This is a genomic window from Sphingomonas sp. SDUR79 (genome assembly GCF_056821745.1).
The window spans coordinates 1,127,428-1,153,888 of sequence record NZ_JBPDIN010000001.1 but is presented as its reverse complement, the minus strand read 5'-3'; the positions used below and the strand labels follow the sequence as shown (position 1 = coordinate 1,153,888).

The window sequence follows — 26,461 nt, the reverse complement described above, 5'->3', positions numbered from 1 at the left end:
GTCCCCCTTAACTTGTTGCAGCGTCACGCATAGGCATAGGGGCCGCCCTTGGCGAGAGCCGTCTGATAGGCCGGGCGGGCATGGACCTTGTCGAGCCAGGCGATCGTCGCCGGGCGCGACGCGTCGAGCCCGCCACGTGAGCGTGCCGCTTCGAGTGGGAAACTCATCATCACGTCCGCCGCGGTCATCGCGTCACCCGCGAACCAGGGGCGGCTGGCCAGTTCCGCCTCAACAAAGTCGAGATGGACGTCGATCATCGGCTGGATCTTCTTCTGCGCCGCCTTGCCGAAGATCGGAACGCGCATCAGCACCAGCTTGACCAGCAGCGGCGGCATCAGCGAACCCTCCGCATAGTGCATGAAGTGGCGGTAGCGGAGTGCCGACTCGCGGTGCGCCGGCGCGCCGAGCCGCCCATCAGCCTTTTCGACCAGATATTCGATGATGGCGCCAGTCTCCGCCACGGTGCGCGGCGTGTCGCTGTCGGGGTCCGCATCGACGATCACCGGCGACTTGCCCAGCGGATGCACTGCCTGGAGTTCCGGCGGAGCAAGCATCGTCTTGGGGTTCCGCTCGTAGCGCTTGATCTCATAGGGAAGCCCAAGTTCTTCGAGCAGCCAGAGCACACGCTGCGAGCGCGAATTTTCCAGATGGTGAACGGTGATCATCGCTGCGCGCTCCCTTGTCGGTCCCGTGCGGGGTTGACGCGTTTGTGCGCGGATGCGGCGAAAATGGAAAGAGGCGCCCGGCACGGATTTGCGACGCCGGGCAGCCGATCCTCTGAGTCAGTCCACAGCGTTTCGAAACCGCCACGAACAGGAAAGGCCCGGCGCACGCCACGCCGGGCCTTCCAATGGGAGACTGGTCCCTTGACCGCCACCGACCTGTCGATCCGGCACGGCCCGCAACAGGCATTGCTGCCCGAAACTGGTTAACGACGGCTTTTCCGCCGCTATCGTAAAATCAGAGGTCGTCTTCCGCGTCGGGCCCGGTCATCATCTCTTCGGCGACCTTTTCCGTCCGGCTGCGGATGGCCGCTTCCAGCCGTGCGCAGACATCGGCATTTTCCTTGAGGAACGTCTTGGCGTTCTCACGCCCCTGGCCGATGCGGATGCTGTCATAGCTGAACCAGGCGCCCGCCTTCTCAACCAGCCCGGCCTTCACGCCGATATCGAGGATCTCGCCGATCTTCGAGATTCCCTGCCCGTACATGATGTCGAACTCGACCTGCTTGAACGGCGGCGCGACCTTGTTCTTCACCACCTTCACCCGGGTGGTGTTGCCGATGATATCGTCACGATCCTTGATCTGGCCGGTGCGGCGGATGTCGAGCCGGACCGAGGCGTAGAATTTGAGCGCATTGCCGCCGGTGGTGGTCTCCGGATTACCGTACATCACCCCGATCTTCATGCGCAGCTGGTTGATGAAGATCACCATGCAGCGCGAGCGGCTGATCGAGCCGGTCAGCTTGCGCAGCGACTGCGACATCAGGCGTGCCTGAAGGCCGACATGGCTGTCGCCCATCTCGCCCTCGATTTCAGCGCGCGGGACCAGCGCCGCCACCGAATCCACCACCAGCACATCGATCGCGTTGGAGCGAACCAGCGTATCGACGATTTCGAGCGCCTGCTCACCCGTATCGGGCTGCGACACGATCAGCTCGTCGATATTAACGCCCAGCTTCTTGGCATAGACCGGGTCGAGCGCGTGCTCGGCATCGACAAAGGCCGCGGTTCCGCCGCCCTTTTGCGCCTCGGCAATCACGTGCAGCGCCAGCGTCGTCTTGCCCGAGCTTTCCGGACCATAGACTTCGATCACGCGACCGCGCGGGAGGCCGCCCACGCCCAGTGCGATGTCCAGCCCGAGCGAGCCGGTCGAGATCGCCTCGACCTGCATCGTCTCCTTGGAGCCGAGCTTCATCGCGCTGCCCTTGCCGAACGCGCGATCGATCTGTGCCAGCGCCGCATCGAGCGCCTTCTGCTTATCCGGAGAAATGCCCATCTTGCCTTCGATCACCTTGAGGGAAGCTGCCATGAGAGATCTCCGTCGCTAAATGCTTTGCGGCCCAGGTTCAACCATTGCCTGCCGACGGATGTACAACATCTGTTCCGAAGGAACAAGTGCGGAACGATCTTTTTTTGTTCTCATCTGCCGACGCCCCGCGCCAGGTGCCGGGACCCCGTCACCGCGGACCGAAACTCCCGCCACCAGACCGGAACGTCAGAGCTCGGCCAGCGCCTGCTCGACCGCGTCCATCGTGAACGGCTTGGCCAGAACCGGCCGATCGCGATGCGCATCGACCACCGTGTCGCCACTGCCACCGGTGGCAAGCACGAACGGCACGCCCCGCGCCGCCAGCGCATCGGCGATCGGCCAGCTCAGCTCGCCCCCCGACAGGTTGACATCGAGGATCGCAGCATCGATTCCTCCAGCGGAAACGATCTCCAGCGCCGATGCCACGCTGTCGGCAGTGCCGGCATGGTCCTTGCCCAGCATGTCGAGGAAATCCTCGATCATCATGGCAATCAGGGGTTCGTCCTCGACCACGAGGATGCGTTGGGGTGCGCTCATCGCGTCAGCATGTGCCTGACAATCGTTGCGTGGTCGAGCGCTATTTTGCGGTCATTACGGACCGGGCGAGCTCTGCAAGTTGCTGGACTGAAAAGGGTTTTGGGAGAAACGCGACATTGTCGAGATCTATCGACTTGCGCAGCTGTTCCTCGGCATAGCCCGACATGAAGATGATCTTGAGATCGGGATATTTCTTGCGCGCATGGCGGACCATGGTCGGGCCGTCCATTGTCGGCATCACCACGTCGCTGATCAGCAGGTCCGGCTTCTCGCTTTTCTCCAGCAATTCCAGCGCCGCCTCGCCATTTTCGGCGGTCAGCACGGTATAGCCCTGCCGCGCCAGTGCCCGTTCGGCGACCGCGCGCACCATCGCCTCGTCCTCGACCAGCAGGATCGTCCCGCTGCCCCACAGATCGCCCTGCACCGCCTTGGCGGTCGGAAGCTGCGCGGTCGGCTCGGGTGCATTGTGAACGGGCAAATAGATGGTGAACACCGCACCCTTGCCCGGCTCGCTCTCGGCAAAGATGAACCCGCCCGACTGCTTGATGATACCATAAACAGTCGACAGGCCCAGGCCCGTCCCCTTCCCTACCTCCTTGGTGGTGAAGAACGGCTCCCAGATATGCGCCAGCACGTCCGCCGGAATGCCCGATCCGGTGTCGGACACGCGCAGCGCGGTATAGTCCCCGACCGGCAGGACATCCTCGTCCATCGCGCGGACTTCATGTGCCGCGACGCTCAGCGTCTCGATCGTCAGCGTACCGCCGCCATTGGGGTTCTTCGCCAGCATCGCGTCGCGCGCATTGACCGCCAGGTTGACGACGACCTGCTCCAGCTGGCCAGGATCGGCGCGCACGGGGCCAAGATTGCGGCCGTGATTGACCACCAGCTCGACCGTCTCGCCCAGCAGCCGCTTGAGCAGGTTCGACACCTCGGAAATGATGTCGGGCAACTGCAACAGCTGTGGCCGCAGCGTCTGCTGCCGCGAAAAGGCGAGCAGCTGGCGGGTCAGCGCGGCCGCGCGGTTCGAATTGAGCAGGATTTGCTGGATATCGTCATAGTCGCTGTCGCCGGGCGCGTGGCGCATCAGCATCAGGTCGCAATGACCGATGATCGCGGTCAGGATGTTGTTGAAGTCGTGCGCGACGCCGCCGGCGAGCTGGCCTACGGCCTGCATCTTGGTCGCCTGCGCCACCTGTCGCTTGAGCTGCCCTTCCTCACCCGCGTCGCGCAGGCTCAGCAGCACCGCCGCGTCGCCCAGGCCACGCGCCGAGGCGATCGACAGCGACACTGCTTCGTCCGGAGCCTGAGCAAAGCGGACGGTGAGGTCCATCGGATGCACAGCCCCCGCCGCAAAGCGCCGCACGGCATCGGCCAGCGTGCTCTTGTCCTCACGCACGACCAGGTCGCCGGGATAGAGCGGCGGCGCGTCGCCATTCACATGCGCCGCGCGAACAAAGGCTTCGTTCATGAAGACGAAGCGCCCATCCGCCCCGACCAGCGCGATGCCGGTGGGCAACAGCGCGATCAGCGACCGGACATGCGCGGTCGATTCCGCGCCCATTTCCTGCGCCGGGGCATATTCCTCGTCGAGCAGCGCAACCAGCATCGGCGTGGCATCGCCATCGAGGAAGGGGATTTCGAGCACCCGGATCGGCGCGCCCGACAGTCCCTCGCGCTCGAACCGCACCGTCCCGCGATTGTCGGTGATCAGGAAGCGGGTAATGTCCCGCCCCTCGATCATCGCCAGCTCGTCACCGGCTGCGCGCAGCCGGAGCACGCGATTGGCGGCGCGCACCCGGCCATCGGCGCCGATCAGCGCCATCATGATCCCGGCCTGCCCCAGCCGGTCGCCCGATTTGCCAGCGACCAGCGCCTGTGCCTGTTTGGTCAGGTCCACCGCATCGGCCCCGGCAAAGCGCCACACCAACAGCGAATCGCCGACCCGGCTCACATGCGCGGTCAGCTTGGTCCCGGCGGCATCGAACGATCCGCTCGACGCCTGCCCGTCGCGCCATGCCGCGCGTCCGGCACTGCCCAGCTGGGATGCCGCCCAATCGCCGATCACCACTGCAGGCGGCGCGGGATAGCCCGGAAACAGCGTGCCGAACCGCTCATTGGCGCACACCAGCCGCCCGGCGCGGTCGGTTACCGCGATGGCGTCGTTGCTCATCGATGCCAGCATATTGGCCAGCGACCAGTCGCTCTCGGCGGTTGTCGATGCCGCTTCCGCCGCGACTGCTGGCCGCCGCAGCAAGGTCGCGGCCAGCGCGATCAGCACGGCTGTCGCGAAGAACCCGGCCGCCACCGGCAGCGAGTCGATCGCCCACAGCACCGCCCCGCCCGCAACCGATCCCGCCACGATGGCGACGATCAGCGGGCCGGTGATCCCGGAGGTTTCGTCAGTCGGGGCGGAAAGGCTGGGCATGGCCCCCTTTCCCGCCCCGCTGCCATAGCGTCAAGCGCTCACCAGACGCGAACGCGCTTTGCCGGGTCCAGATACAGCTTCTCGCCCGGCTTTGCGCCGAACGCGCCGTACCAGGGGTCGAGGTTGCGCACGACCCAGGCGCGCTGGATCGACGGGCTGTGCGGATCGGTCAGCAACCGCTGACGCAGGTTCGCTTCACGATAGTTGCGCCGCCACACCTGCGCCCAGCCGAGATAGAAGCGCTGGTCGCCGGTAAAGCCGTCGATCACCGGCGCTTCCTTGCCGCCAAGCGCATGCTTATACGCGTCGTAAGCGATGGTGAGGCCCGCCAGGTCGCCGATATTCTCGCCCAGCGTGAACTCGCCCTTCACATGCTCGCCCGGCAGCGGCTCATAGGCATCGTACTGCGCGATCAGCGCCTTGCCCGCCGCCTCGAACGCCTTGACGTCTTCCGGCGTCCACCAGTCGGCCAGCTCGCCCTTTTCGTTATACTTGGCGCCCTGATCGTCGAAATGGTGGCTGATCTCATGCCCGATGACGGCACCGATGCCGCCATAGTTGATCGCCGGATCGGCCTTGGGATCGAAGAAGGGCGGCTGCAGGATCGCGGCGGGGAAGACGACTTCCATCATCCCGAAATTGGCATAGGCGTTGACCGTCTGGGGCAGCATGCCCCATTCCCATTTCCGCACCGGGCCGCCCAGCTTGTCGAGCATATAGGCATAATCGAAGCGGTTGGAGCGGACGGCATTGCCGAACAGGTCATCGGCCTTGACCTCGAGCCCCGCATAGCTGCGCCACTGGTCGGGGTAACCGACCTTGACGGTGAAGTTCTTGAGCTTCGCCTTGGCGCGTTCCTTGGTCTGCGGCTGCATCCAGTCGAGCGCGTCGATCCGGCGGCCCATCGCGTCGAGGACGTTGGCGACGAGCTTGTTCATCTCCGCCTTGTACTCGGCCGGGAAATAGCGCGCGGCATATTCCTTGCCCAGTTCCTCGCCCAGCGCTCCTTCGGCGAACCCCACGCCGCGCTTCCAGCGTGCCTCGCGCTGCGGCGTGCCCTGAAGCGTCGTGCCGTAGAAAGCGAAGTTGGTGTCGGCGACTGCATCGGGCAGATAGTCCGCCATCGCGCCCAGGCTGCGCACCAACATCTGGTCCTTCACCACCGCCAGCGGCGCATCGTCGATGATCTTGGCGATGCCCGACACCGCGCTCGGCTGGTTGACCAGCACTTCGGTGATCTTGGGGCTCAGCGCCTTCAGCATCGCCGGCATGTCGAGCGTGCCGGACGACAGCTTGGCGGTCTCCGCCAGCGTAAACTTGTTATAGGTCTTCGCCGCGTCGCCCGAATCCTCGCGGGTCCACTGCACCTTGGCGATGCTGGTCTCGAGCGCGAGGATCGCCTTGGCCCGCGCGTCGGCATCCGCCTCGCCCGCCAGCGTCAGCATCTTGGCGAGATAGCCGAGATAGGCAGTGCGGATCGCCGCCATCTTCGGGTTGTCGAGCAGATACATGTCGCGATCGGGCAGACCGGTGCCGCCCTGATAGATGGTGAAAATATACTGCGTCGGGATCTTGTCGTCCTGGCCGACATAGCCACCGAACGGACCCGGCACGCCCATCTTCGCACCCTCGACCACCAGGGCGGCATAGCCCGCCTTGCTGTCGAGCGCCTTGATCTTGCCCAGCCAGGGCTGGATCGGCGCCAGGCCACGCGCCTCGACGGTCGCCGTGTCGAGATAGCTGGAATAGGCGCGCCCGACCATGCTGGCGGGATTGTCCTTCACCTCATCGAGGATGCCCCGCACCCGCTCCTTCGACAGGTCGTCCAGTGCGGTGAACATGCCATAGTTCGACTTGTCGGCCGGGATCGGCGTGTTCTTCGCCCAGGTCCCGTTCGAGAAGGCGTAGAAGTCCTCGCCTGCGGCCACGCTGCGGTCCATCCCGGCAACGTCGAAACCAAAGCTGCCAAGCTGCGGCTTGGCGGCAGGAGCGGGAGCGGCCGACGGCGCTTCGGCGCTGGTGGACGGCGTGCAGCCGCTTGCCAGCGCGGTTCCGGCAAGAAGGACGGGGATCAGGAGAAGACGCATCGGGCACCCTTCGGGACATTTGAAAACGCCCGTGTCTTACGCCGATGATACGCCCGATCAAGTCTCCGAAGAAACTTTATTGCGGAGCAGGACGCGCTTGCGCCATTTGCGCGCGACCCAGCCGCGCCAGATCAGAATGGAAAGACCATAGCCTGCGGCGGCGCACACCACCGAAATGACGAGCAGCCCGATCAGCAAGGCTGGTGCCGCTTGCGACAACAGCCAGCTCGTCCATTCGGCGACCCCTGCATGATGCTCGATCAGTGCCATGAAGCCGGACACATCGGCGCTGCGTCCCAGCATCAGGTTGCCGGTATAGACCGATCCGTACAGGATGAACGGCGTCGTCGCGGGGTTGCTGAGGAACGTCATCGCCGCCGCGATCGGCACATTGGCGCGGAACGGCAGCGCCAGCATCGCCGCACCCGCGATCTGCAGGCCAGGGATCAGCAGGAAAATACCGACCAACAGTCCCAGCGCCACGCCGCGCGGCACCGAACGACGGGTAAAGCGCCACAATTCCGGGGCAAGCACGCGATGCGCAACCGGACGCAGCCAGCGGATCTGCTCGATCGATTCGCGGGTGGGCATGTTGCGCTGCCACCAGGCGCCAAGGCGGCTCTGCTGCTTCATGTCACCCGCGATCGCGGAGGAGCCGCCCCTGTTCACGCTTCCAGTCCCGTTCCTTGATCGACTCGCGCTTGTCGTGAGTCTTCTTGCCCTTCGCCAGCGCCAGCTCGACCTTCGCCCGGCCGCGACTGTTGAAGTAGATCGACATCGGGATCAGCGTCATGCCCTCCCGCGCGACCGCGCCATGCAGCTTCTGTACCTGGCGTTCATGAAGGAGCAATTTACGGGGGCGCTTCGGTTCGTGATTGAAGCGGTTTCCGTGCGAAAATTCGGGGATATTGGCGTTGACCAGCCACGCCTGCCCGTCGCGGACCTCGGCATAGCTCTCCGCGATCGACCCCTCGCCAAAGCGCAGCGACTTCACCTCGGTCCCCTGGAGCGCAATCCCCGCCTCGAAAAATTCCTCGAGGAAATACTCGTACCGCGCCTTGCGGTTCTCCGCGACGATCTTCTTCTTGTCGAATTCAAGGGGACGAGGGCGTGCCATGGGACGCGCGATGTAGGGGTGCGGAGGACGAAAGGGAAGCGATGCCTTCCTAAACCGTCAGCCGCACTGCCAAAACATGCGCACTTCAGGCGTTGAGGCGCCCTCTGTCAGGAACAGATAGGCGATACCGCCGCCGAAATTGGGGCCGTCAGCGTAGGCTGCGCGCCCCTCCCATGCTTCGGGATCAGGCTTCACCCAAGGAGGCGCGGCGTCGGGCATTGAGAGAAAGCTGTGGCCACTGTCCAGCTGACCAATGAACCGCCAACCCTTCGGTGCTTCGTCTGGGCTTTGTACCCAGCTCGGCACGCTTCCCAGCTTCGTCCCGTCAGTAACCTTGCGCCAGACATGATCACCGAGTTCAAGAAATTTCTCGTCTGAATAGAAAGCTAAGGCCTCGGCGTCGGTCACTGAATCTTCGCGAGCGACCCATCCTGCAATCACGACTGCATTATCCAATGGGGGCGTGTCAGCTGGCAGGGGAGTCTGAATTCCAGTCAGGTTTTCAGGCTCCACCATGAGGCAAGCGTTCGCGCCGGATGTCGCGCTCCAAGTATCGCACATTCCGGGATTGTGATTGCACTGGAACACGAACAACGTCCGGCCATCACGCCCAAGGTCGAGCCGATCAGGGTGGTGCGCGAACTGGGCAAGAAGCGATTGCGACTTTCCACAGTCGGCGCACAACGGCCAGTCTGCCGTGGCTAGTCCGAACGGTATGCCACCCAATCGCTCAATGTTGGAGCCGCTCTCTTCTGGAAGCCGGATATCCGGGACAAAGTAGCGCATCGTTCAGATCAACCCCGCCGCCGCCATCGCCGCGTCGACCGCTGCCTTGCTGGCGTCGCTCGGCGCGACCATCGGCAGGCGCAGTTCGGCGGAAATCTCGGGCCGCAGCTTGTTGACGGCGTACTTCACCGGTCCCGGCGAGGCGTCGGTGAACAGCGCCAGGTGCAGCGCGAACAGCCGGTCGTGCAGCGCCAGCGCGATGGCGGTGTTGCCCTCCGCCCACGCCGCCTGGAACTGCGCGCACAGCTTTGGTGCGACGTTCGCGGCGACCGAGATGCACCCGACCCCACCCATCGCGTTAAAGGCGAGCGCGGTCTCGTCATTGCCCGAAAGCTGCGCAAAGCCGGCGCGCAGCGCGGCGCGGTGCTTCGACACGCGGGCAAGGTCGCCGGTGGCATCTTTGATCGCCACGAACTTGTCCGGAAATGCCTCGACGATGCGAATCACCGTCTCGGGCTGTATATCGGTCACGGTGCGGCCGGGGACGTTGTAGAGGATGATCGGCAGTTCGCATTCCGCCGCCACCGCCGCGAAATGCTGGAAAATGCCTTCCTGGCTCGGGCGGTTGTAATAAGGCGGTACCATCAGCACCGCGTCGGCACCCGAAGCCTTCGCCGCGTGAACGTTGCCGATCGCGACGCGGGTGTCGTTCGATCCAGCTCCCGCGATCACCGGCACGCGCCCGCGCACCTGATCGGCGCACACCCGCACCACCTCGAAATGCTCGTCCTTGGACAGCGTCGCCGCCTCGCCCGTGGTGCCGACGGGAACCAGAGCCGACGATCCTTCGGCGATCTGCCACTCGACGAAATCGCGGAACGCCGCCTCGTCAAAGCTGCCGTTACGGAATGGCGTGACCAGGGCGGGGATGGAACCAGCAAACATATGCGTCAAAATGCCCCAATCGTCGGAAATTCGGGGTGGCCAATAGGGTGCGTTCGCGTATCATGTCCAGCATGCTTGGCTCTATGTTCAGGAGCGGGCTTCTGCTCGCCGGCGTATCGGGTGTCGCGGTCTCTTCCCAGGTCGTGCAGGATGGGGCCCAATGGTATCGCGCGCAGTTCGCTGTGATCGCGGCGCAAGTGCTGCCTGCCCCCGCGCCGCCATCGGCGTCCAGCCTGCAATACACGATCGACCAGTGGAAGCGGCTGCAACAGTCTGATCGCTGGCCGTTCAGCGATTACGCCAATTTCATGCTGGCCCATCCCGGCTGGCCAGGCGAAACCAGTCGGCGCGCCGCCGCCGAGGCTTCGCTGGGTGCCGGCACAGATGCGCCATCGCTGGTCATCCGCTTCTTTGAACGGTTTCCGCCGCTGACCGCTGCCGGGCGCATCCGCTTTGCCGAGGCGCTGGCGATCACCGGCCGCCGCGCCGAGGCGGACGAGCAGGCGCGCCGCGCCTGGCGCAGCGGCATCCTCCGTCCGACCGATGAGACTGCGGTGCTGGGCGGCTTTTCGGCAGCCTTGTCTCCCGCCGACCATGATGCGCGGATGGACGCGCTGCTGTGGCAGGATGCGCGCACGGTCGCTGCCCGCCATATCGGCTACACCTCGCCCCAGAAGCGCGCCTTGTTCGAGGCGCGGTTGGCGCTCCATTCCGACGCGCCCGACGCGCAGGACCGCGCCGCCGCGGTCGAGGCAATCGGCGCGCGCGACCCCGGTTTCATTGCCGATCGCGCCAGCTGGTATCGCAACAATGGTGCTAGCGGCTCGGCGCGCACGCTGCTGGCCCGCCCGCGCGTGCTGGACAGCCGGCCCGGCAATGTCGAGGAATGGTATGAGGTCCTGCTGACCAACGCGCGTGCCGCCGAGTCCGACCGGCAATATGCGCTGGCCTATGCCATCGCCTCTCAGGTGGATGATGCGGTCGCGCCGGGCACCGACATCTCCGACCTCGGCCTTGGCATCCGCGACGAGTATACCAGCCTGGTGTGGCTCGCGGGTACGGTTGCGATGCAAAAGCTCCGTCGCCCTGCCGATGCGGTCGGCATGTTCGATCGCTATTCGCGCGGATCACGCACCCCGACGACGCAGTCGAAGGGCATTTACTGGGCCGGTCGCGCCGCCGAAGCCGCCGGGCAGCCCGCCGTCGCGCGCGCCTATTACGAACGCGCCGCCGCCTATTCCGACCTGTTCTACGGTCAGCTTGCCGCCGAACGCCTGGGCCGCGAGCTCAAGGCACCCCCGCCGGTCGATTTCCGCAGCGTCAACCCGGCTGCCCGCACCGCCTTCTACAATCGCGAAGTGGTGCGCGCCGCACAGATGCTCGGCACGCTCGGCCGCGCCGATGATCAGGGCCTGTTCCTGCGCCAGATCGCCGCCGACGCCACCAGCGCCGAAGATCATGTTCTGGCGACCGAGCTGTCACGTACGCTCAACCGCCCCGACCTCGGCGTGATGGTCGGGCGCAGCGCGCTGCTCAACGGCCTGACCGATTATACCGTCGCGGGCTACCCTTCGGTTCCGGTCCCGCCGGGGCAGGACAGCAATTTCACGATCATCCACGCCATCGCGCGGCAGGAAAGCCAGTTCGACAAGGCGGCGGTCAGCCATGCCGGCGCGCGCGGGTTGATGCAGCTGATGCCGGGCACCGCGCGCGAGGTCGCGGGGAAGCTCGGCATGAGCTACGACCGCGCCGCGCTGACGGTGGATACCGATTACAATATCCGGCTCGGGTCGAGCTACATCCAGCGCATGCTCGATTATTACGGTGGCAGCTACCCGCTCGCCGTCGCCGCATACAATGCTGGCCCCGGCAATGTGAACAAGTGGATCCGCGCCAATGGCGATCCGCGCACGCCCGGCGTCGACATGCTCGAATGGATCGAGAATATCCCCATTTTCGAGACGAAGAATTATGTCCACCGCGTGCTGGAAAACGCGGTCGTCTACGACATGCTCCACCCGCAGCGCTCACGTTCGCGCGGGCCGCATCGGATCAGCTGGTATCTGGGCAAGAACCGCCCAGGGTGATCGTAATTCAGCCCTATGGTGAGGCGCAGTTTGCGGACGTGGACGCGCTGTGGCGAGCCGTTTTTCCCGACGACCCGCCGCACAGCCACGCCGCCGTCGCGATCCCGCAGAAGCTGGCGATGCAGCGCGACCTGTTGCTCGTCGCGCAGGAGGACGGGCATGTGCTCGGCACCATCATCGCGGGCTATGATGGCCATCGCGGCTGGCTCTACAAGCTGGCGGTGCACCGCAAAGCGCGGGGTCGCGGCATCGCCCGCGCGCTGACCCGCGCCGCCGAAACCGCGCTGGCCAATCTCGGCTGCACCAAGGTCAACCTGCAGGTGTGCGACACCAACCACGACGCCGCCGCCTTCTGGGCGCATATGGGCTATGCGGTCGAGCCGCGAATCAGCATGGGCCGCAATCTTTGATCGATCGTCCGAACTACATCACCCCGGCGGGCTATTCGGCGCTCAAGGCCGAGTATGATGCGCTGTTCGGCACCGAACGGCCGGCGTTGGTCGAAACGATCGCCTGGGCGGCGGGCAATGGCGACCGCTCCGAAAACGGCGATTACATCTACGGCCGCAAGCGGCTGCGTGAGATCGACCGGCGGCTCGGCTGGCTGGCGAAGCGGATGAAGGCCGCAAAGGTGATCGACCCGGCGAAGCAGGAGGACCAGTCGAAAATCTGGTTCGGCGCCACCGTCACAATCGCCGACGAAGACGACAACCACCGCACCCTGACCTTGACCGGCGATGACGAGGCGGATGCAGGCGCAGGCCGGATCGGGTGGAACTCCCCTCTCGCCCGCGCGCTACGCGGCGGCGCCGTCGGCGACCTGCGCCGCGTCATGCTCCCGGCGGGGGAGAAGGAATATGAGGTGATGGAAATTCACTACCCGACCCCGACCTAAAACCTGCCCTTTGACAGCCGCTCGACCGGCACCGATTGGATCACCCGCCAACGCGCCTCGACCAGGCTGAAGACGCCGAACCCGAACAGACCCAGCGCAACGACCAGATCCATCGGGTTCTCGAGCCAGGTCAGCGCTGCACCCATGCCGCCGACCCCGCTGGCTGTCGTATCAAGGCCCGCCGCGACAGGAAAATAGCCGACAATCAGAAACACCACGCCGCGCGCCGCGTAACCTGCGCGCCCGCTCCACTCTACCCATGTCCGCTTTGCCATCTCCGGCTCAAGGTGGCGCAGGAACGACGCCTTGGCGGCCCTGACCAACTGAACGATACCGACCAGCAGCACGACTGCGCCTGCGAGCAGGATCGCGATGCCGCCGCCCGGAAAGGTCAATGCGGTGCGCGCGCTGTCCTGAACACCATTACCGTTGGAGGAGACGCCCTGGATCAGCTGGATCGCCTGCCACGTCAGGAGCAGATGCGCCAGACCGCTGAGGCCGGCTCCCACCCGCTCCATGACGCCCTTCTTGTCCGCATCGTGACCCTCGATGTTGAGCGCCGCATCGGCCAATCGCCAGATCCCGTAGGCCAACAAGCCTGCGGCCATGACACCGAGCAGGAGTTTACCCGACCCCTCGCTAAGATACGCAAGGGCCCCACCCGGATCTTCGGAGCGTCCGGTGCGGATGATCAGATAAGCGATGACAGCGTAAAGCACACCACGCGTTGCAAATCCGATCCGTGTCAGTGTCGTCAGGCGCGTGCTGGCAGTCATGGAACCTCTCCCGATCGCGTGCAAACGGACCGGGTGCGCGGACGTTCCTCTTCACTACCTCGATTGGTCAGGCGTCGGCGCTCAGCAAGCTACAACGTTGACCGCCAGCCCGCCCTGCGCCGTCTCCTTATATTTCGAGCGCATATCCTCGCCGGTCTGGCGCATCGTTTCGATCACCGCGTCGAGGCTGACGATGTGGCTGCCATCGCCATGCATCGCCAGATAGGCGGCGTTGATCGCCTTGATCGCGCCCATCGTATTGCGCTCGATGCACGGGATCTGCACCAGCCCGCCGATCGGGTCGCAGGTAAGGCCCAGATTATGCTCCATCCCGATCTCGGCGGCATTTTCGATCTGCGCATTGGTCGCGCCCAGTGCCGCCGCCAGCCCCGCCGCCGCCATCGAACAGGCGACGCCGACCTCGCCCTGGCACCCCATCTCGGCCGCGCTGATCGACGCGCGCTTCTTGTAGAGGAACCCGACCGCCGCCGCGGTTAGCAGGAAGGTCCGCGACCCCGCCGGAGTGGGCGAGGCGCAGAAGGTTTCGTAATAGCGCAGCACCGCCGGAATCACCCCCGCCGCGCCATTGGTCGGCGCAGTGACGACGCGGCCCCCGGCGGCATTCTCCTCATTCACCGCCAGCGCCCAGAGGCTGACCCAGTCGAACACCAAAGACGGGTCCGATCGCGGCCCGCGCGCGATCAGCCGGGCGTGCAGGTCGCGGGCGCGGCGCTTGACCTTCAGCCCGCCCGGCAATTCGCCCTCACCCCGCATTCCCCGCTCAATGCACGCCGACATCGCTGCGCGCAGGCTGTCGAGGAATGCGTCGGTCTCCGCATCGTCGCGCCACGCCGCTTCATTGGCGCGAACGATGTCGGCGATGCTCTTGCCCTCCGCCTCGCCCACAGCCAGCAGTTCAGCCCCCGAGGAAAACGCAAAAGGCAGCCTCACATTCGATTGGGGCAGATCGCACCCGCCCTCGACTACCGCGCCGCCACCGATCGAATACCAGAAGGTCTCATAGGGCTCACCATCGGCATAATGCGCGACGAAGCGCATGCCGTTGGGGTGCGCGGGCAGGAAGCGGTCTCCGCGAAAGACGAGGTGCGTCCCCTCGACGAACGGCACCGGCACATGCCCGCCGAGCTTGAGCTGTGCCTCGGCGCGGATGGTGTCGATAATGGTCGGCACCGCATCGGGATCGACGCGCTCGGGCTGATGCCCCGCCAGCCCCAGCATCACGGCGATGTCGGTCGCGTGCCCCTTGCCGGTCAGCGCCAGCGACCCGAACAGTTCGGACGACACGGACACCGGCGTCCCCCGATCCAGTGCAGCCTCTGCGAACGCAAAGCCCGCGCGCATCGGCCCGACGGTATGCGAGCTCGACGGGCCGATCCCGATGGTGAACAGGTCGGCCAGACCGATCGTCGCTTCGGCGCGGTCGCGCGCAGGCGCAGCGTTGGGGTCCAGCATCACTCTCTCAACAGTCATATCATTTGATACGAACTTAGACTTTCGGTGCCGCGCCGTCCATCGCGTCAGTCGATGACGCCAGCCGCCCGCGCCGCAGCTTCAACCGCCGGATCGAGCGCGGGCGGGTCCATCGGCACCCGCGCCTCCAGCGCATCGGCAATTGCGGTGAGCGCCGCGATCCGCGCCGCCTTCTTGTCATTCCCGTCGATTACGACCCAAGGCGCTATCTCGGTGTTCGTCCGCGCGAACATCTCGTGCATGGCATCGAGATAATCCGCCCGCCGCGCGCGGTTGCGATAATCGTCCAGCCCGGTCTTCCACCGTTTCCACGGTGTCTCGATCCGCTCGCGCAGGCGTTTGTCCTGCGTCTTCTGCGTCACATGGACAAAGATCTTGATCAGCGTCGCGCCGGCCTCGGCCTGCTGCGCCTCGAAATCGTTGATCTCGTCATAGCCGCGCTGCCATTCGGCCTTGGTCGCGAAACCCTCGACCCGCTCGACCAGTACGCGCCCGTACCAGCTGCGATCGAACACCGCGATATTGTGCTGCGCGGGCAAGCGCCGCCAGAAACGCCACAGGAAATGGTGAGACAATTCCTCCGGCGTCGGCGCGGATATCGGCCAGACCTCGAAATAGCGCGGGTCCCAGTCTGCGGTCAGCCGCCGGATGATCCCGCCCTTCCCCGCCGCGTCCCAGCCCTCGAACACGATGATCGCACGGCGTTTGTGGATGATGTGCGCGGTCTGGATATGCCCCAGCCGTTCCTGCAGCGCGGTCAGGCGGTCGTGATAGTCGTCGACCTTGTCCCCGGACTCGTAACCCGAAAGGTCGATCTTCAATCTCCCCTCCCGCTTGCGGGAGGGGTCGGGGGAGGGCCTGTCAGGATAGGGTTGGGCATATCCTCGAACATGCCCTCCCCTAACCCCTCACGCAAGCGAGAGGGGCTTTTAGCTCAACCCTTGTTGTCCAGCGCCTGGGGAGCCAGCCGGATGTGCAGCTCCTTGAGCTGCTTCTCGCTGACCGGCGACGGTGCCTGCATCATCAGGTCCTCCGCCTTCTGGTTCATCGGGAAGACGATGACCTCGCGGATGTTCGGCTGGTCGGCGAGCAGCATGACGATGCGATCGACGCCCGGGGCCGAACCGCCATGCGGCGGGGCGCCGTACTTGAACGCGTTGATCATGCCCGCGAAGTTGCTGTCCACATCCTGCTGGCTGTACCCGGCGATCTCGAACGCCTTGTACATGATCTCTGGACGATGGTTCCGGATCGCGCCCGACGACAGCTCGATGCCGTTGCACACGATGTCATACTGCCAGGCGAGGATGTCGAGCGGGTCCTTGGTCTCAAGCGCCTCCAACTCGCCCTGCGGCATGCTGAACGGGTTGTGGCTGAAGTCGACCTTCTTCGCGTCCTCGTCATATTCGAACATCGGGAAATCGACGATCCAGCAGAATTCGAACCGGCTCTTGTCGATCAGCTCAAGGCTCTCGCCAACGCGGGTGCGCGCGAGGCCCGCCAGCTTGGCCGCCTGAGCTTCCTTGCCGGCGGCGAAGAAGATGCCGTCATTCGGACCCAGGCCGAGTGCATCGGCGATCGCCTTCATCCCCTCCTGCCCGTGATTGTTGGCGATCGGGCCGCCGAACACGCCGTCCTTCTGCGTCGCATAACCAAGGCCGGGGAAGCCCTCGGCCTGCGCCCATGCGTTCATGTCGTCGAAGAATTTGCGGCTCTTCTCGGCAGTGTTCGGCGCGGGGATCGCGCGCACTACGTCGCCCGCCGCGACCATCGAGGCAAAGCGCCCGAAACCAGAGCCTTCGAAATGGCTGCTGACATCGGAAATGAGGATCGGGTTGCGTAGATCGGGCTTGTCGTTGCCGTACTTCAGCATCGATTCGCGGTACGGAATGCGCTTGAACGGCAGCGGGCTGACCGTGCGACCCTTGCCCTGCCAGTTCGCAAATTCCTCGAACACGCCGTGCAGCACCGGTTCGATCGCCGCGAACACATCGTCCTGCGTAACATAGCTCATCTCGAAATCGAGCTGGTAGAATTCGCCCGGCGAACGATCTGCACGCGCATCCTCGTCGCGGAAGCACGGCGCGATCTGGAAATAGCGGTCGAAACCTGCGACCATCAGCAGCTGCTTGAACATCTGCGGCGCCTGCGGAAGCGCGTAGAATTTGCCCGGATGCACGCGGCTCGGCACCAGATAGTCGCGCGCGCCTTCCGGCGACGACGCAGTCAGGATCGGCGTCTGGAACTCGGTAAAGCCCTGATCGATCATCCGGCGGCGCAGCGACGCGATGACATGGCTGCGCAGCATGATGTTGGCGTGCAGCCCTTCGCGGCGCAGGTCGAGGAAGCGGTTCCGCAGGCGGATTTCCTCAGGATATTCGGCATCGCCGAACACCGGCATCGGCAGCTCCTGCGCCGCCGACTGGACCGTCACGCCCTTGGCGAACACCTCGATCGCGCCGGTCGCGAGGTTGGCGTTCACCGTCGCCTCGCTACGCGCCTTGACCACGCCGTCGATCGTCACGACCGATTCGACGCGCAGCCCTTCCAGCACCGGCAACGCGGGCGAATCGCTGTCGCACACGATCTGGGTCACGCCATAATGGTCGCGCAAATCGACGAACAGCACGCCGCCATGGTCGCGCTTGCGGTGGATCCACCCCGACAGGCGGACGGTCTCACCGACCTGATCGGCGGTCAGCTGGCCGCAACTGTGGGTGCGATAGGCGTGCATGGGCGTGTTCCAACGGGTCTGAGGTGAAAAATATCAGGTCGCGCGCTTCCTTCCCACACGCCCCTTTGTCAACCCGCGCGGGCTTGGCTATGGGCCTGCGATGCATATTCACGGCCTGATTCAAGACTCGGCAACCCTCGCCAATCTTTGCACCCGCCTCGCGCAGCAACCGTTCATCACGGTGGATACCGAGTTCATGCGGGAAAACACCTTCTATCCCGAGCTGTGCCTGATCCAGATCGCGGACACGAACGAGGCGGCGGCGATCGATCCGATGGCGCCGGGACTCGACCTTACGCCCCTGCTCGACCTGCTGGTGAACAATGAGGACGTGCTCAAGGTTTTCCACGCTGGCGGGCAGGATCTTGAGATCGTCTATAACCTCACCGGCAAGACCCCCTACCCGCTGTTCGACACCCAGATCGCGGCGATGGCGCTGGGTCAGGGTGAACAGATCGGCTATTCCAACCTGGTCGAAACCTATCTCGGCATCACGGTGGACAAGGGCGCGCGCTTCACCGACTGGTCGCGCCGTCCGCTCGACAAGCGTCAGATCGATTATGCGATTTGCGACGTCACCTATCTCTCCGAAATCTTCCCCAAAATGCTGGCGAAGCTGAAGAAGACCGGCCGCGGCGACTGGCTGGACGAGGAGATGGAGCGGATTGGCGATCCCGAAAATTATCGCAGCGATCCCGAAAAGGCGTGGCAGCGCATCCGCATCTCCAGCCGCAAGCCCGAAGTGCTGGGACGCCTCAAGGCGCTGGCCGCGTGGCGCGAGCGTGAGGCGCAGGGCAAGGACCTGCCGCGCGGCCGCATCGTCAAGGACGAGACGATCGCTGACCTGGCGGGCAACCCGCCGCGCAAGCAGGCCGACCTGACCAAGGTGCGCGGCCTGTCCGCCACCTGGGGCGGCAACGATATCGGCGGTCGCCTGATGGCGGCGCTCGAAAACGCCGAACCGATGCCGGCCGACGAGCTTCCCCCACGCGATGACCGCAAGCTGCCGCTGGGCAAGGAAGGCGCGCTGGTCGCCGACCTGCTCAAGCTGCTGCTCAAGATCCGCGCGCGCGACATCAACGTTGCCGCACGCCTGCTCGCTCGCTCCGACGATCTGGAGGCACTGGCGGCGGGACAACGCGAGGGCCTGTCGATCCTGCGCGGCTGGCGGTTCGAACAATTCGGCCGCGATGCACTCGCGCTGGTCGAGGGTCAGCTTGGGTTCACCGTGCGTAACGGAAAGCTCAAGATGACGCGTACCGAGGAGCCGAACCCATGAAAGCCCCAAAACTTGCTGGCGCCCTGATCGCCGTGCCGCTGACTCTTGCTGCCTGCAGCTATGAGCGTCCCGCGCCCGGGACCGGCATTCGTGAATGCAATGCCGACCGGGTTCAGCCTCTGGTCGGCCGCGAGGCGAAGCCTCAGGTGATCGACCGCGCCAAGCAACGCTCCGGCGCACGCACCGTCCGCGTTATCAAGCCCGGAATGGCGGTGACGATGGACTATCGCTCGGACCGGCTAAACGTCGAGCTGGACGATGTAAACACGATCAAGGCACTGCGCTGCGGGTAGACCCAGCCAGCTAACAACCCCGTTTGCCCTGAGCCTGTCGAAGGGCCGCAAGTCACACAGCTGTTGGGAACGGCCCTTCGACAAGCTCAGGGCAAACGGAGCTTAGTTACCCACCTCGACCCCCGCCGTCAGCCCCAGCGCGCCGGCCAGCGCGCGGTGCCGCTTCTCGACTGCCTCACCATAAAGCGCGGCGTCGTCTTCGCGCAGATGGAGCTGAAGCACCTCCTCCTCGATCGCCACGCGCGATCGGCGCAACGGTCCCGCAACACCGCCCGACAGGCGTTGACCCAGCCGCATCGCCAGTCCCCATAATCGCGCCCGTTCCAGCGCCTCGGGCGGTGCCAGCTGACCTACCGGGGTCGGCGATTCCAGGCCCCCGCCCAGCGAGGTGAACAGCGCCTGCGCAAGCGACGCCCGGCCCCGCGCATCGATTCCGACCCAATTGCCATGCAGCGCGATTTCCATCCCGCGCTCGGCGCGAAATTCGGGATTCGCACGCCAGCCGACATCCGCGAGCAGGCACGCGGCATGGCGGAGGCGGGTAAGCGATTCATCCTCGTCGCCGAACAACGGCGCGATCCACGCGTCGAGCAGATCGCCATGTTCAGGAAAGCGTCCCGACCGCCGTGCCTCGTCGCGTGCCGCGACGATCAGTGGATCGGCACGCCGTTCCTCCAGCGTCAACTCGCCATACAGCAGCCCTTCGCGCAGGCCAAAGGCGGATGCGACCGTCTCGCTGCTCCCCAGATGCCGGATCAGCGCGCCGAGCAATGCCGCCGCATGTTCCAACGTCGCGACGCGCCCCGACGACAGGTTCGGGACCGATCGGATGCGACTCTTGCCCATTTGCGCGATCGTCCGCTGCAACCGGGTGATGGTCGATGCGGGCATCGCATATTCGTGGATGACCGGCAGCGGATAGCCGGTCAGGTGCATGTCGAGCCGCGCCAGCGCGCGCCACGAACCGCCGACGAGGTAGAAGGGCAGCCCCTCCCCGCGCTTGTTCCATCCGGATACGTCGAGCATCCGCGCGACGGTCTTGTCGAGCACGCCCTTGCCCTGCGAGCGGATCGCCTCCAGTCGCAGCACGCCGAGCGGAAAGGACACGCGGTCGGTCACCGTCCCGGCGACGACGCGGACCAGCTCCAACGACCCCCCGCCAAGGTCGCCGACAATGCCGTCGGCCTCAGGGATGCCGGACAGCACGCCATAGCCGGCAGCCAATGCTTCCGCCTCGCCCGACAGCAATTCGACCTTCAGGCCAAGCGCGCGGGCAATGTCCAGCAGCCGGTCGCCGTTGCTGGCGTCACGGACCGCCGCCGTCGCCACGGTGCGGAGCGAATCGACCTCCATCTCGCGCGCCAGGCTCGAAAAGCGGGCCAGGGCAGTGGTCGCCACCACCAGCGCATCGTCGCCGATCGCGCCGGTTTCGGCGAGCGAGCGGCCAAGCCCCGCCATCACCTTTTCGTTGAACAGGATCGCAGGCAATCGCGCCGCGCCATCATAGACGACCAGACGGATCGAATTCGACCCGATATCGATGATCGCCGTGCGTCGCGCCTTTGGCACCGCCAGCGCGCGCGGCTTGCGCTGCAACAGGTTGGAAACGCTCAAGCGCCGCGCTCGGCGCGCCACCGGCGCAGTGACAATTTGGGAACGGCGCCGCTCGATTCGAGCGCTGCGCCGCGCCCCGACAAGGACGGATTGGTCATGAAATATCGGTGCAGGTTGAACGGTTTTGCACCGGGTTCATCGCGGACATAACGGCCATCGGGCTGCAACTCCCAGCTTTGTTCGGTATCGATCAAGTTCGCCACCATCACCTGATCCAGTACCTGATCGTGGACCGTGGGGTTGATGATCGGAAGCATGAACTCCACGCGACGGTCGAAGTTGCGCGGCATCCAGTCGGCCGAGGAGATATAGACCAACGCGCCGTCATTCGGCAGCGCCTTGCCGTTGCCGAACGCCCAGATGCGACTGTGCTCCAGAAAACGCCCGACCACCGACTTGACCCGGATATTCTCCGACATTCCCGGTATGCCGGGGCGCAGGCAGCAAATCCCCCGGATGATCAGGTCGATCACCACCCCGGCATTGCTCGCTTCATACAGCTTCTCGATTATCACCGGATCGACCAGGCTGTTCATCTTCGCCCAGATGGCGGCCGGCTTGCCCACCAGCGCATTGGCGATCTCCTGATCGGCCAGTTCGATCAGCCGCTCGCGCAAATGGCGCGGTGAAACCGACAGCAGCTCAAGATCGACCGGTTCGACGTAGCCGGTGACATAATTGAAGATTTTCGCCGCATCGCGCCCGACCCGGGGATCGGCGGTAAAGAAGCTGAGGTCCGTGTAGATCCGCGCAGTGACCGGATGATAGTTTCCGGTCCCGAAATGGCAGTAGGTGCGGAACTCGTCGCCCTCACGCCGCACCACCATCGACACCTTTGCGTGGGTCTTCCAGTTGGTGAAGCCATAGATGACCTGAACGCCCGCGCGTTCGAGCGCGCTGGCCCAGAGCAGATTCTGCTCCTCGTCGAACCGCGCCTTGATCTCGACCACGGCAGTCACCGACTTGCCCGCTTCGGCTGCGGCGATCAGCGCCTGAATCACCGCCGACTGCTTGCCGGCGCGATACAGCGTCTGCTTGATCGCGATCACATCGGGGTCGCTGGCGGCTTGCTTGAGGAAAGCGAGCACCACGTCGAACGATTCATAGGGGTGGTGGACGACGATGTCCTTGGCCTTGATCGCCGCAAAGCAATCGCCGTCATATTCGCGGATTCGTTCCGGGAAGCGGGCGACGAAGGGCGGGAATTTGAGGTCGGGACGATCCTCGTCCACAATCAGCGCCAGATCGCCGTTGCCGAGGAACCCGCCCGTTTCGGTCAGCAATGCCTCGCTGCCACCCAGCTCCTCTTTCAGCACGGCCTCAAGGCCGGGGTCGATCCCCTCCTCCATCTCGAGCCGGATCACGCGCCCGCGACGCCGGCGCTTGATCGCGGTGCGGAAGTAGAGAACCAGATCCTCCGCCTCTTCCTCCAATTCGATGTCGCTGTCGCGCAACACGCGGAACGTGGCCGATTTGCGAATTTCGAACCCCGGGAACAGCACCGGCGCGAACTGCTTCACCAGCGTTTCGACCGCGATGTAACGCGCAGTCTCTCCCGGCACGCGCACGAAGCGCGGCGTTGCGGCGGGCAATAGCACCAGCTCACGCACTGCTTCGCCATCGCTGATGCGGACCAGATCGAAAATCACGCTCAGTCCCTTGTTCGGGATGAACGGAAACGGGTGCGACGGATCGAGCGCCTGCGGCGTCAGGATCGGGAAAATCTGCAGTCGGAAATGTTCCTCCAGCCATTTCGCCGTTTGGCCCGTGACCCCGTCCGCATCGAGCACTTCGATCCCGCGATCGGCCAGGTCGGCGCGGATGTCCTGCCAGACCGTCTGCTGGCTATCCACCAGGTCGGCGGCATCGGCGACGATCGCGGCGAGTTGCTGCGCCGGGGTGAGGCCGTCGGTCGAGTGCGCCTCGACCTCCTGCATCTGCTGCCCCTTCAGGCCGGCGACGCGGACCATGAAGAATTCGTCGAGGTTCGATCCGGAAATCGACAGGAAGCGCAAGCGCTCCAGCAACGGGTGCGCGGCATTGCACGCCTCCTCCATCACCCGCCGGTTGAACGCCAGCCACGACAGCTCACGGTTGAAGTAACGCGCATCGGACGATGTGACAGTGGTCGGACTCTCGCCGACCTCAGCTCGGGGCAGATCGGCGTTGGCGTGCGCGCGGGTCATCGGTCCTCGTCTCGGATTTGGGCGTCGGGCTCGCGAAGGAGCCCCGCCGTGGTCAATGTGGCGCGCGCCGTGGGAATCGACAAGCGTCGGTTGCCCCGACGGCTCGCATCTTCCTCCAGCGCTTCGGCGGTGCGGAGGATCGCAAGGTGCGTCCGCTCGATCCGCCGCAGAATCCACGCCACTATATCCGGCTGCGCGACAAGTTCGTGACGGTCGATCAATTGCGCCAGCAGATCATGCGCCAGCGCATCGTCGGGCGGCCCGATCTGTGCAACGACGCTCGCGCCGAGCCGGGATCGCAGATCGGGCAGGCGCACCGCCCAGCCCGGCGGCGCACGTTCAGCGACCAGGAACAAGGGCCGGTGCTCGGCCTGCGCCGTGTTCCAGGCATGAAACAGCGCCACTTCGTCCGCGCGGTCGGCATCGTCGAACATCGTGCCACCGCTGCGCGCAACCATCGTCCGCGCCAGCAGGCTGCGGCCCGATTTGCGTGGCCCTGTGATGATCCCGGTCAGCACCGGCCAGGTCGCCCAGCGTTCGAGCAATTGCACCGCCTGTGCGTTCGACTCGCCGATCAGGAACCTGTCCTCACGCGCGCCGGGGGGTCGGGCGAGCGGCAGGGAAAGCTGGCTCATTCGCTGCTGCTGTTCCCCGCTTCCGGGATGGGTGCGGCGGGTTGCGCGGGTGCGGGCGACCCGCCGCCACGACGGATGCGCAGCACGCCAGCGCCTTCCTGAACCTGCCATCCGCGCGCCTCCAGCGCCGCGCGCAGCGAGGCCTGGCTCCCGTCATAGGTCACACGCATCAGCGATACGCCGCCCAGCGCGGTGCTGGTGGTGACCGCCGAGCTGACGCCGGGAACGACGCGCAATGCCGCTTCGCCCCCGGTCAGCGCGCCGACGGTCGGCGTGTCGAACTGGATCGTGATCGCCGTCCCGGTCGCGACCGCCGGGGTCTCGCCGGTGTCGATCAGCTCTTCCTCACCGGTTTCTTCAAGCGGAATTTCGGGGCGGGGCGGTTCGGTGACGAGCAGGCGATCGGGCTTGAGGATGCCGGCACGCAGCGCATCCTGATACGCCTTGTCGATCCGCGCGATGCCGGCGTCCATCAGCGCCGGGATCGCGTTGCCGTCATTCACCCGCAGCACGAATTGCGCGAGCTGACGATTGTCGGGCCCATGCCCGGCGGTGAAGATGCCGGTGACCGGCCCGCCGGGATAGCTGCGGCGCAGCTCAACCGTCGGGACGAGGATATCGGTCGCACCATATTGGTCGAGGATCGAACGCCACCACCCACGCCCGCGCCGCGCCACCTGCCCGGCATTCATCAGCAGCCGGTCGGGGCCCGAGCCGTTGGGGCGGACATAATCGATGCTGCTATTCCCGGTGCGGAACCGCGCCCAGCCATCGGCGAACGCATTGCCGCCCTCGAACACCCGATGCGCGCCGCCGGAAACCTGCACCGGCACCAGCAGCATCGGCGGTGAGCGCATCAGCGTGCCGCCGACCCCCAGAATCGATGCCGCGCGATTGCGGTCGAACAACACACCCAGCCGCGCGACATAGCGGTTGGGGCCAATCTGCTCATTCTCGACGACAATGCCGGTGACCAGCCCGTCCAGCGCCGAATCGGACAGAGTGGAGGACGATCCGGTCAGCTGGCGCGCCAGCATCGACCAGCCCTTGCGCTGCGCCAGTCGCCAGCCGCCTAGGCGCGCCGCCTCGGCGCTCTTGCCGCGAACATCCACATCGACGCCGCTGACCTCGAAACTGCCCGAGCTGTTGCCCGCGTCAGCGCTCGCATCCGCCTTGGCCGCGCCCTTGCCCGATTGCGCAACGGCAAACCCGGCGGACACAAGCAGGGCGGCGATGCCGATCGCGGCGAGGGCAGGAGAAGGACGAACAGACATTCCGCGCCCTTTTGGCGAAGCGGACGTGGAAATCCAAGCGCTATCCTCCCTATTCATCGTCGTTCCGGGCTTGACCCGGGACAGGGCTTTTGACCGTCGTGGAAGGAAGAAGCCTTGGCCCGGGTCAAGCCCGAGCAGACGAGAGAGGCAAGCGCGGTTTCTGCACGATCCATGGTTTCGCTTTGGACGCCCCGGCGCTAAGCGCAGCCACATGACCGATCCTGAGTCCTATACCTACGCCCAGGCGGGCGTTTCGATCGACGCCGGCAATGCGCTGGTCCGTGCCATCGCCCCGCTCGCCCGTTCCACGCGCCGACCGGGCGCCGACGCCGATCTTGGCGGGTTCGGCGGCCTGTTCGACCTCAAGGCGGCTGGCTTCACTGATCCGCTGCTGGTCGCGGCGAATGACGGTGTCGGGACCAAGCTCAAGCTCGCGATCGATCACGACTCGCATGACGGCGTCGGCATCGATCTGGTGGCGATGTGCGCCAACGACCTGGTCGTGCAGGGCGCCGAGCCGCTGTTCTTCCTCGACTATTTCGCTACCGGCAAGCTCGTCAATGGCGTCGCCGAACGCGTGATTGCGGGCATTGCCGAGGGCTGCAAACAGGCCGACTGCGCGCTGATCGGGGGCGAGACCGCCGAAATGCCCGGCATGTACGCCGATGGCGACTATGACCTGGCCGGTTTCTGCGTCGGCGCGGTGGAGCGTGACCAGTTGCTCGACGGCACGAAGATCGCACCGGGCGACGTCATCCTCGGCCTCGGCTCCACCGGCGTCCACTCCAACGGCTATTCGCTCGTCCGCCGCCTCGCCGCGGACAAGAGCTGGAAGCTCAACCGCCCCGCGCTGTTCGACCCCGAGGTGATCCTGCTCGACGCGCTGATGGCGCCGACGCGCATCTATGTGCGGAGTCTGCTTCCGCAACTTCGCAAGGGCGCGATTCACGGCCTCGCCCATATCACCGGCGGCGGCTTGCTTGAGAATATCCCCCGCGTCCTGCCCGAGGGCTGCCACGCCCGTGTCGATGCCGATAGCTGGACGCAGCCGCGCCTGATGGCGTTCCTGCAGGCGCAGGGGAATATCGAGCCGCAGGAAATGGCACGCACCTTCAACTGCGGAATCGGCATGGTCGCGGTGGTTGCGGCGGATCGGGCCGATGCGGTCGCGGCGGAACTCCAGGAAGCGGGCGAAATCGTCCACCGCATCGGGTCAATCGTCGAGGGGCCGCGTGGCTGCACCGTTTCGGGCAGCGTCGAAACCTGGAGCGCCCGCGCCGCCTGGGAAGCGACGCACAATGCATAACCTCCCCTCCCGCAAGCGGG

At 65.3% G+C, this 26,461-nt stretch carries 23 protein-coding genes; 6 read left to right on the top strand and 17 right to left on the bottom strand.

Going from position 1 to position 26,461, the window contains the following annotated elements:
- Positions 1-23: 23 nt before the first annotated feature.
- From ACRYLO_RS05475 to dapA, 9 genes are all read right to left on the bottom strand, one after another.
- A complete protein-coding gene (locus tag ACRYLO_RS05475; protein WP_482659243.1) occupies positions 24-665 on the bottom strand; it encodes a glutathione S-transferase family protein in 642 nt (213 codons plus the stop codon).
- Positions 666-960: 295 nt separating this feature from the next.
- A complete protein-coding gene (gene recA, locus ACRYLO_RS05470; protein WP_482659242.1) occupies positions 961-2,031 on the bottom strand; it encodes a recombinase RecA in 1,071 nt (356 codons plus the stop codon).
- A gap of 186 nt (positions 2,032-2,217) precedes the next feature.
- Positions 2,218-2,568, bottom strand: coding sequence for a response regulator (locus ACRYLO_RS05465; RefSeq protein WP_482659241.1), 351 nt, complete (start codon positions 2,566-2,568; stop codon positions 2,218-2,220).
- A gap of 40 nt (positions 2,569-2,608) precedes the next feature.
- Complete coding sequence (locus tag ACRYLO_RS05460) at positions 2,609-4,996, bottom strand: hybrid sensor histidine kinase/response regulator (RefSeq protein WP_482659240.1); 2,388 nt, start codon at positions 4,994-4,996, stop codon at positions 2,609-2,611.
- 38 nt (positions 4,997-5,034) lie between these two features.
- A complete protein-coding gene (locus ACRYLO_RS05455) occupies positions 5,035-7,083 on the bottom strand; it encodes a M13 family metallopeptidase (protein WP_482659239.1) in 2,049 nt (682 codons plus the stop codon).
- A gap of 57 nt (positions 7,084-7,140) precedes the next feature.
- Complete coding sequence (locus ACRYLO_RS05450) at positions 7,141-7,716, bottom strand: DUF2062 domain-containing protein (protein WP_294016822.1); 576 nt, start codon at positions 7,714-7,716, stop codon at positions 7,141-7,143.
- Position 7,717: 1 nt separating this feature from the next.
- Positions 7,718-8,200 carry an SsrA-binding protein SmpB gene (smpB, locus tag ACRYLO_RS05445; RefSeq protein WP_294016824.1) on the bottom strand — a complete coding sequence of 161 codons (483 nt, stop codon included), beginning with the start codon at positions 8,198-8,200 and terminating at the stop codon, positions 7,718-7,720.
- 57 nt (positions 8,201-8,257) lie between these two features.
- Positions 8,258-8,986: a hypothetical protein gene (locus ACRYLO_RS05440; protein ID WP_482659238.1), complete on the bottom strand. Its 729-nt coding sequence runs from the start codon at positions 8,984-8,986 to the stop codon at positions 8,258-8,260.
- A gap of 3 nt (positions 8,987-8,989) precedes the next feature.
- Complete coding sequence (gene dapA, locus ACRYLO_RS05435; RefSeq protein ID WP_482659237.1) at positions 8,990-9,871, bottom strand: 4-hydroxy-tetrahydrodipicolinate synthase; 882 nt, start codon at positions 9,869-9,871, stop codon at positions 8,990-8,992.
- Positions 9,872-9,942: 71 nt separating this feature from the next.
- On the opposite strand from dapA, the gene ACRYLO_RS05430 reads away from it, so the two are divergent.
- From ACRYLO_RS05430 to greB, 3 genes are read left to right on the top strand one after another with little or no spacing between them, the layout of a single operon-like run.
- The gene (locus ACRYLO_RS05430; RefSeq protein ID WP_482659236.1) at positions 9,943-11,958 is read left to right on the top strand and encodes a lytic transglycosylase domain-containing protein; all 2,016 of its coding nucleotides are present in this window, start codon (positions 9,943-9,945) and stop codon (positions 11,956-11,958) included.
- Positions 11,955-12,368 (top strand): GNAT family acetyltransferase, encoded by a 414-nt coding sequence (locus tag ACRYLO_RS05425; RefSeq protein WP_482659235.1) that lies wholly within the window; start codon positions 11,955-11,957, stop codon positions 12,366-12,368. Before ACRYLO_RS05430 ends, ACRYLO_RS05425 begins: the two co-directional genes overlap by 4 nt.
- The gene (gene greB / locus ACRYLO_RS05420; protein ID WP_482659234.1) at positions 12,365-12,853 is read left to right on the top strand and encodes a transcription elongation factor GreB; all 489 of its coding nucleotides are present in this window, start codon (positions 12,365-12,367) and stop codon (positions 12,851-12,853) included. Before ACRYLO_RS05425 ends, greB begins: the two co-directional genes overlap by 4 nt.
- Here the strand turns inward: greB and ACRYLO_RS05415 are convergent.
- From ACRYLO_RS05415 to aspS, 4 genes are all read right to left on the bottom strand, one after another.
- Positions 12,850-13,629: a DUF1206 domain-containing protein gene (locus ACRYLO_RS05415; RefSeq protein WP_482659233.1), complete on the bottom strand. Its 780-nt coding sequence runs from the start codon at positions 13,627-13,629 to the stop codon at positions 12,850-12,852. The genes greB and ACRYLO_RS05415 overlap by 4 nt on opposite strands.
- An 81-nt stretch (positions 13,630-13,710) precedes the next feature.
- Positions 13,711-15,102 (bottom strand): L-serine ammonia-lyase, encoded by a 1,392-nt coding sequence (locus ACRYLO_RS05410; protein ID WP_482659232.1) that lies wholly within the window; start codon positions 15,100-15,102, stop codon positions 13,711-13,713.
- Positions 15,103-15,167: 65 nt separating this feature from the next.
- The gene (locus ACRYLO_RS05405; RefSeq protein ID WP_482659231.1) at positions 15,168-15,941 is read right to left on the bottom strand and encodes a polyphosphate kinase 2 family protein; all 774 of its coding nucleotides are present in this window, start codon (positions 15,939-15,941) and stop codon (positions 15,168-15,170) included.
- 113 nt (positions 15,942-16,054) lie between these two features.
- Positions 16,055-17,854, bottom strand: coding sequence for an aspartate--tRNA ligase (gene aspS, locus ACRYLO_RS05400; RefSeq protein WP_482659230.1), 1,800 nt, complete (start codon positions 17,852-17,854; stop codon positions 16,055-16,057).
- Between the two features lie 100 nt (positions 17,855-17,954).
- On the opposite strand from aspS, the gene rnd reads away from it, so the two are divergent.
- Together rnd and ACRYLO_RS05390 are read left to right on the top strand one after the other, a co-directional pair.
- The gene (rnd, locus tag ACRYLO_RS05395; RefSeq protein ID WP_482659229.1) at positions 17,955-19,133 is read left to right on the top strand and encodes a ribonuclease D; all 1,179 of its coding nucleotides are present in this window, start codon (positions 17,955-17,957) and stop codon (positions 19,131-19,133) included.
- Positions 19,130-19,426, top strand: coding sequence for an I78 family peptidase inhibitor (locus ACRYLO_RS05390; protein ID WP_482659228.1), 297 nt, complete (start codon positions 19,130-19,132; stop codon positions 19,424-19,426). Before rnd ends, ACRYLO_RS05390 begins: the two co-directional genes overlap by 4 nt.
- Before the next feature lie 102 nt (positions 19,427-19,528).
- Here ACRYLO_RS05390 and ACRYLO_RS05385 read toward each other — a convergent pair whose 3' ends face one another.
- From ACRYLO_RS05385 to ACRYLO_RS05370, 4 genes are read right to left on the bottom strand one after another with little or no spacing between them, the layout of a single operon-like run.
- Positions 19,529-21,040 (bottom strand): Ppx/GppA phosphatase family protein, encoded by a 1,512-nt coding sequence (locus tag ACRYLO_RS05385; RefSeq protein ID WP_482659227.1) that lies wholly within the window; start codon positions 21,038-21,040, stop codon positions 19,529-19,531.
- Positions 21,037-23,226, bottom strand: coding sequence for an RNA degradosome polyphosphate kinase (locus ACRYLO_RS05380; protein ID WP_482659226.1), 2,190 nt, complete (start codon positions 23,224-23,226; stop codon positions 21,037-21,039). The genes ACRYLO_RS05385 and ACRYLO_RS05380 overlap by 4 nt, the downstream gene beginning before the upstream one ends.
- Entirely contained in the window at positions 23,223-23,861 is a 639-nt protein-coding gene (locus ACRYLO_RS05375; protein WP_482659225.1) for a P-loop NTPase family protein, read from the bottom strand. Before ACRYLO_RS05375 ends, ACRYLO_RS05380 begins: the two co-directional genes overlap by 4 nt.
- Positions 23,858-25,135 carry a heavy-metal-associated domain-containing protein gene (locus ACRYLO_RS05370; protein ID WP_482659224.1) on the bottom strand — a complete coding sequence of 426 codons (1,278 nt, stop codon included), beginning with the start codon at positions 25,133-25,135 and terminating at the stop codon, positions 23,858-23,860. The genes ACRYLO_RS05375 and ACRYLO_RS05370 overlap by 4 nt, the downstream gene beginning before the upstream one ends.
- 211 nt (positions 25,136-25,346) lie before the next feature.
- Between ACRYLO_RS05370 and purM the strand changes: the two genes are divergently transcribed.
- The gene (gene purM / locus ACRYLO_RS05365) at positions 25,347-26,441 is read left to right on the top strand and encodes a phosphoribosylformylglycinamidine cyclo-ligase (protein WP_482659223.1); all 1,095 of its coding nucleotides are present in this window, start codon (positions 25,347-25,349) and stop codon (positions 26,439-26,441) included.
- The last annotated feature ends 20 nt before the right edge of the window (positions 26,442-26,461 follow it).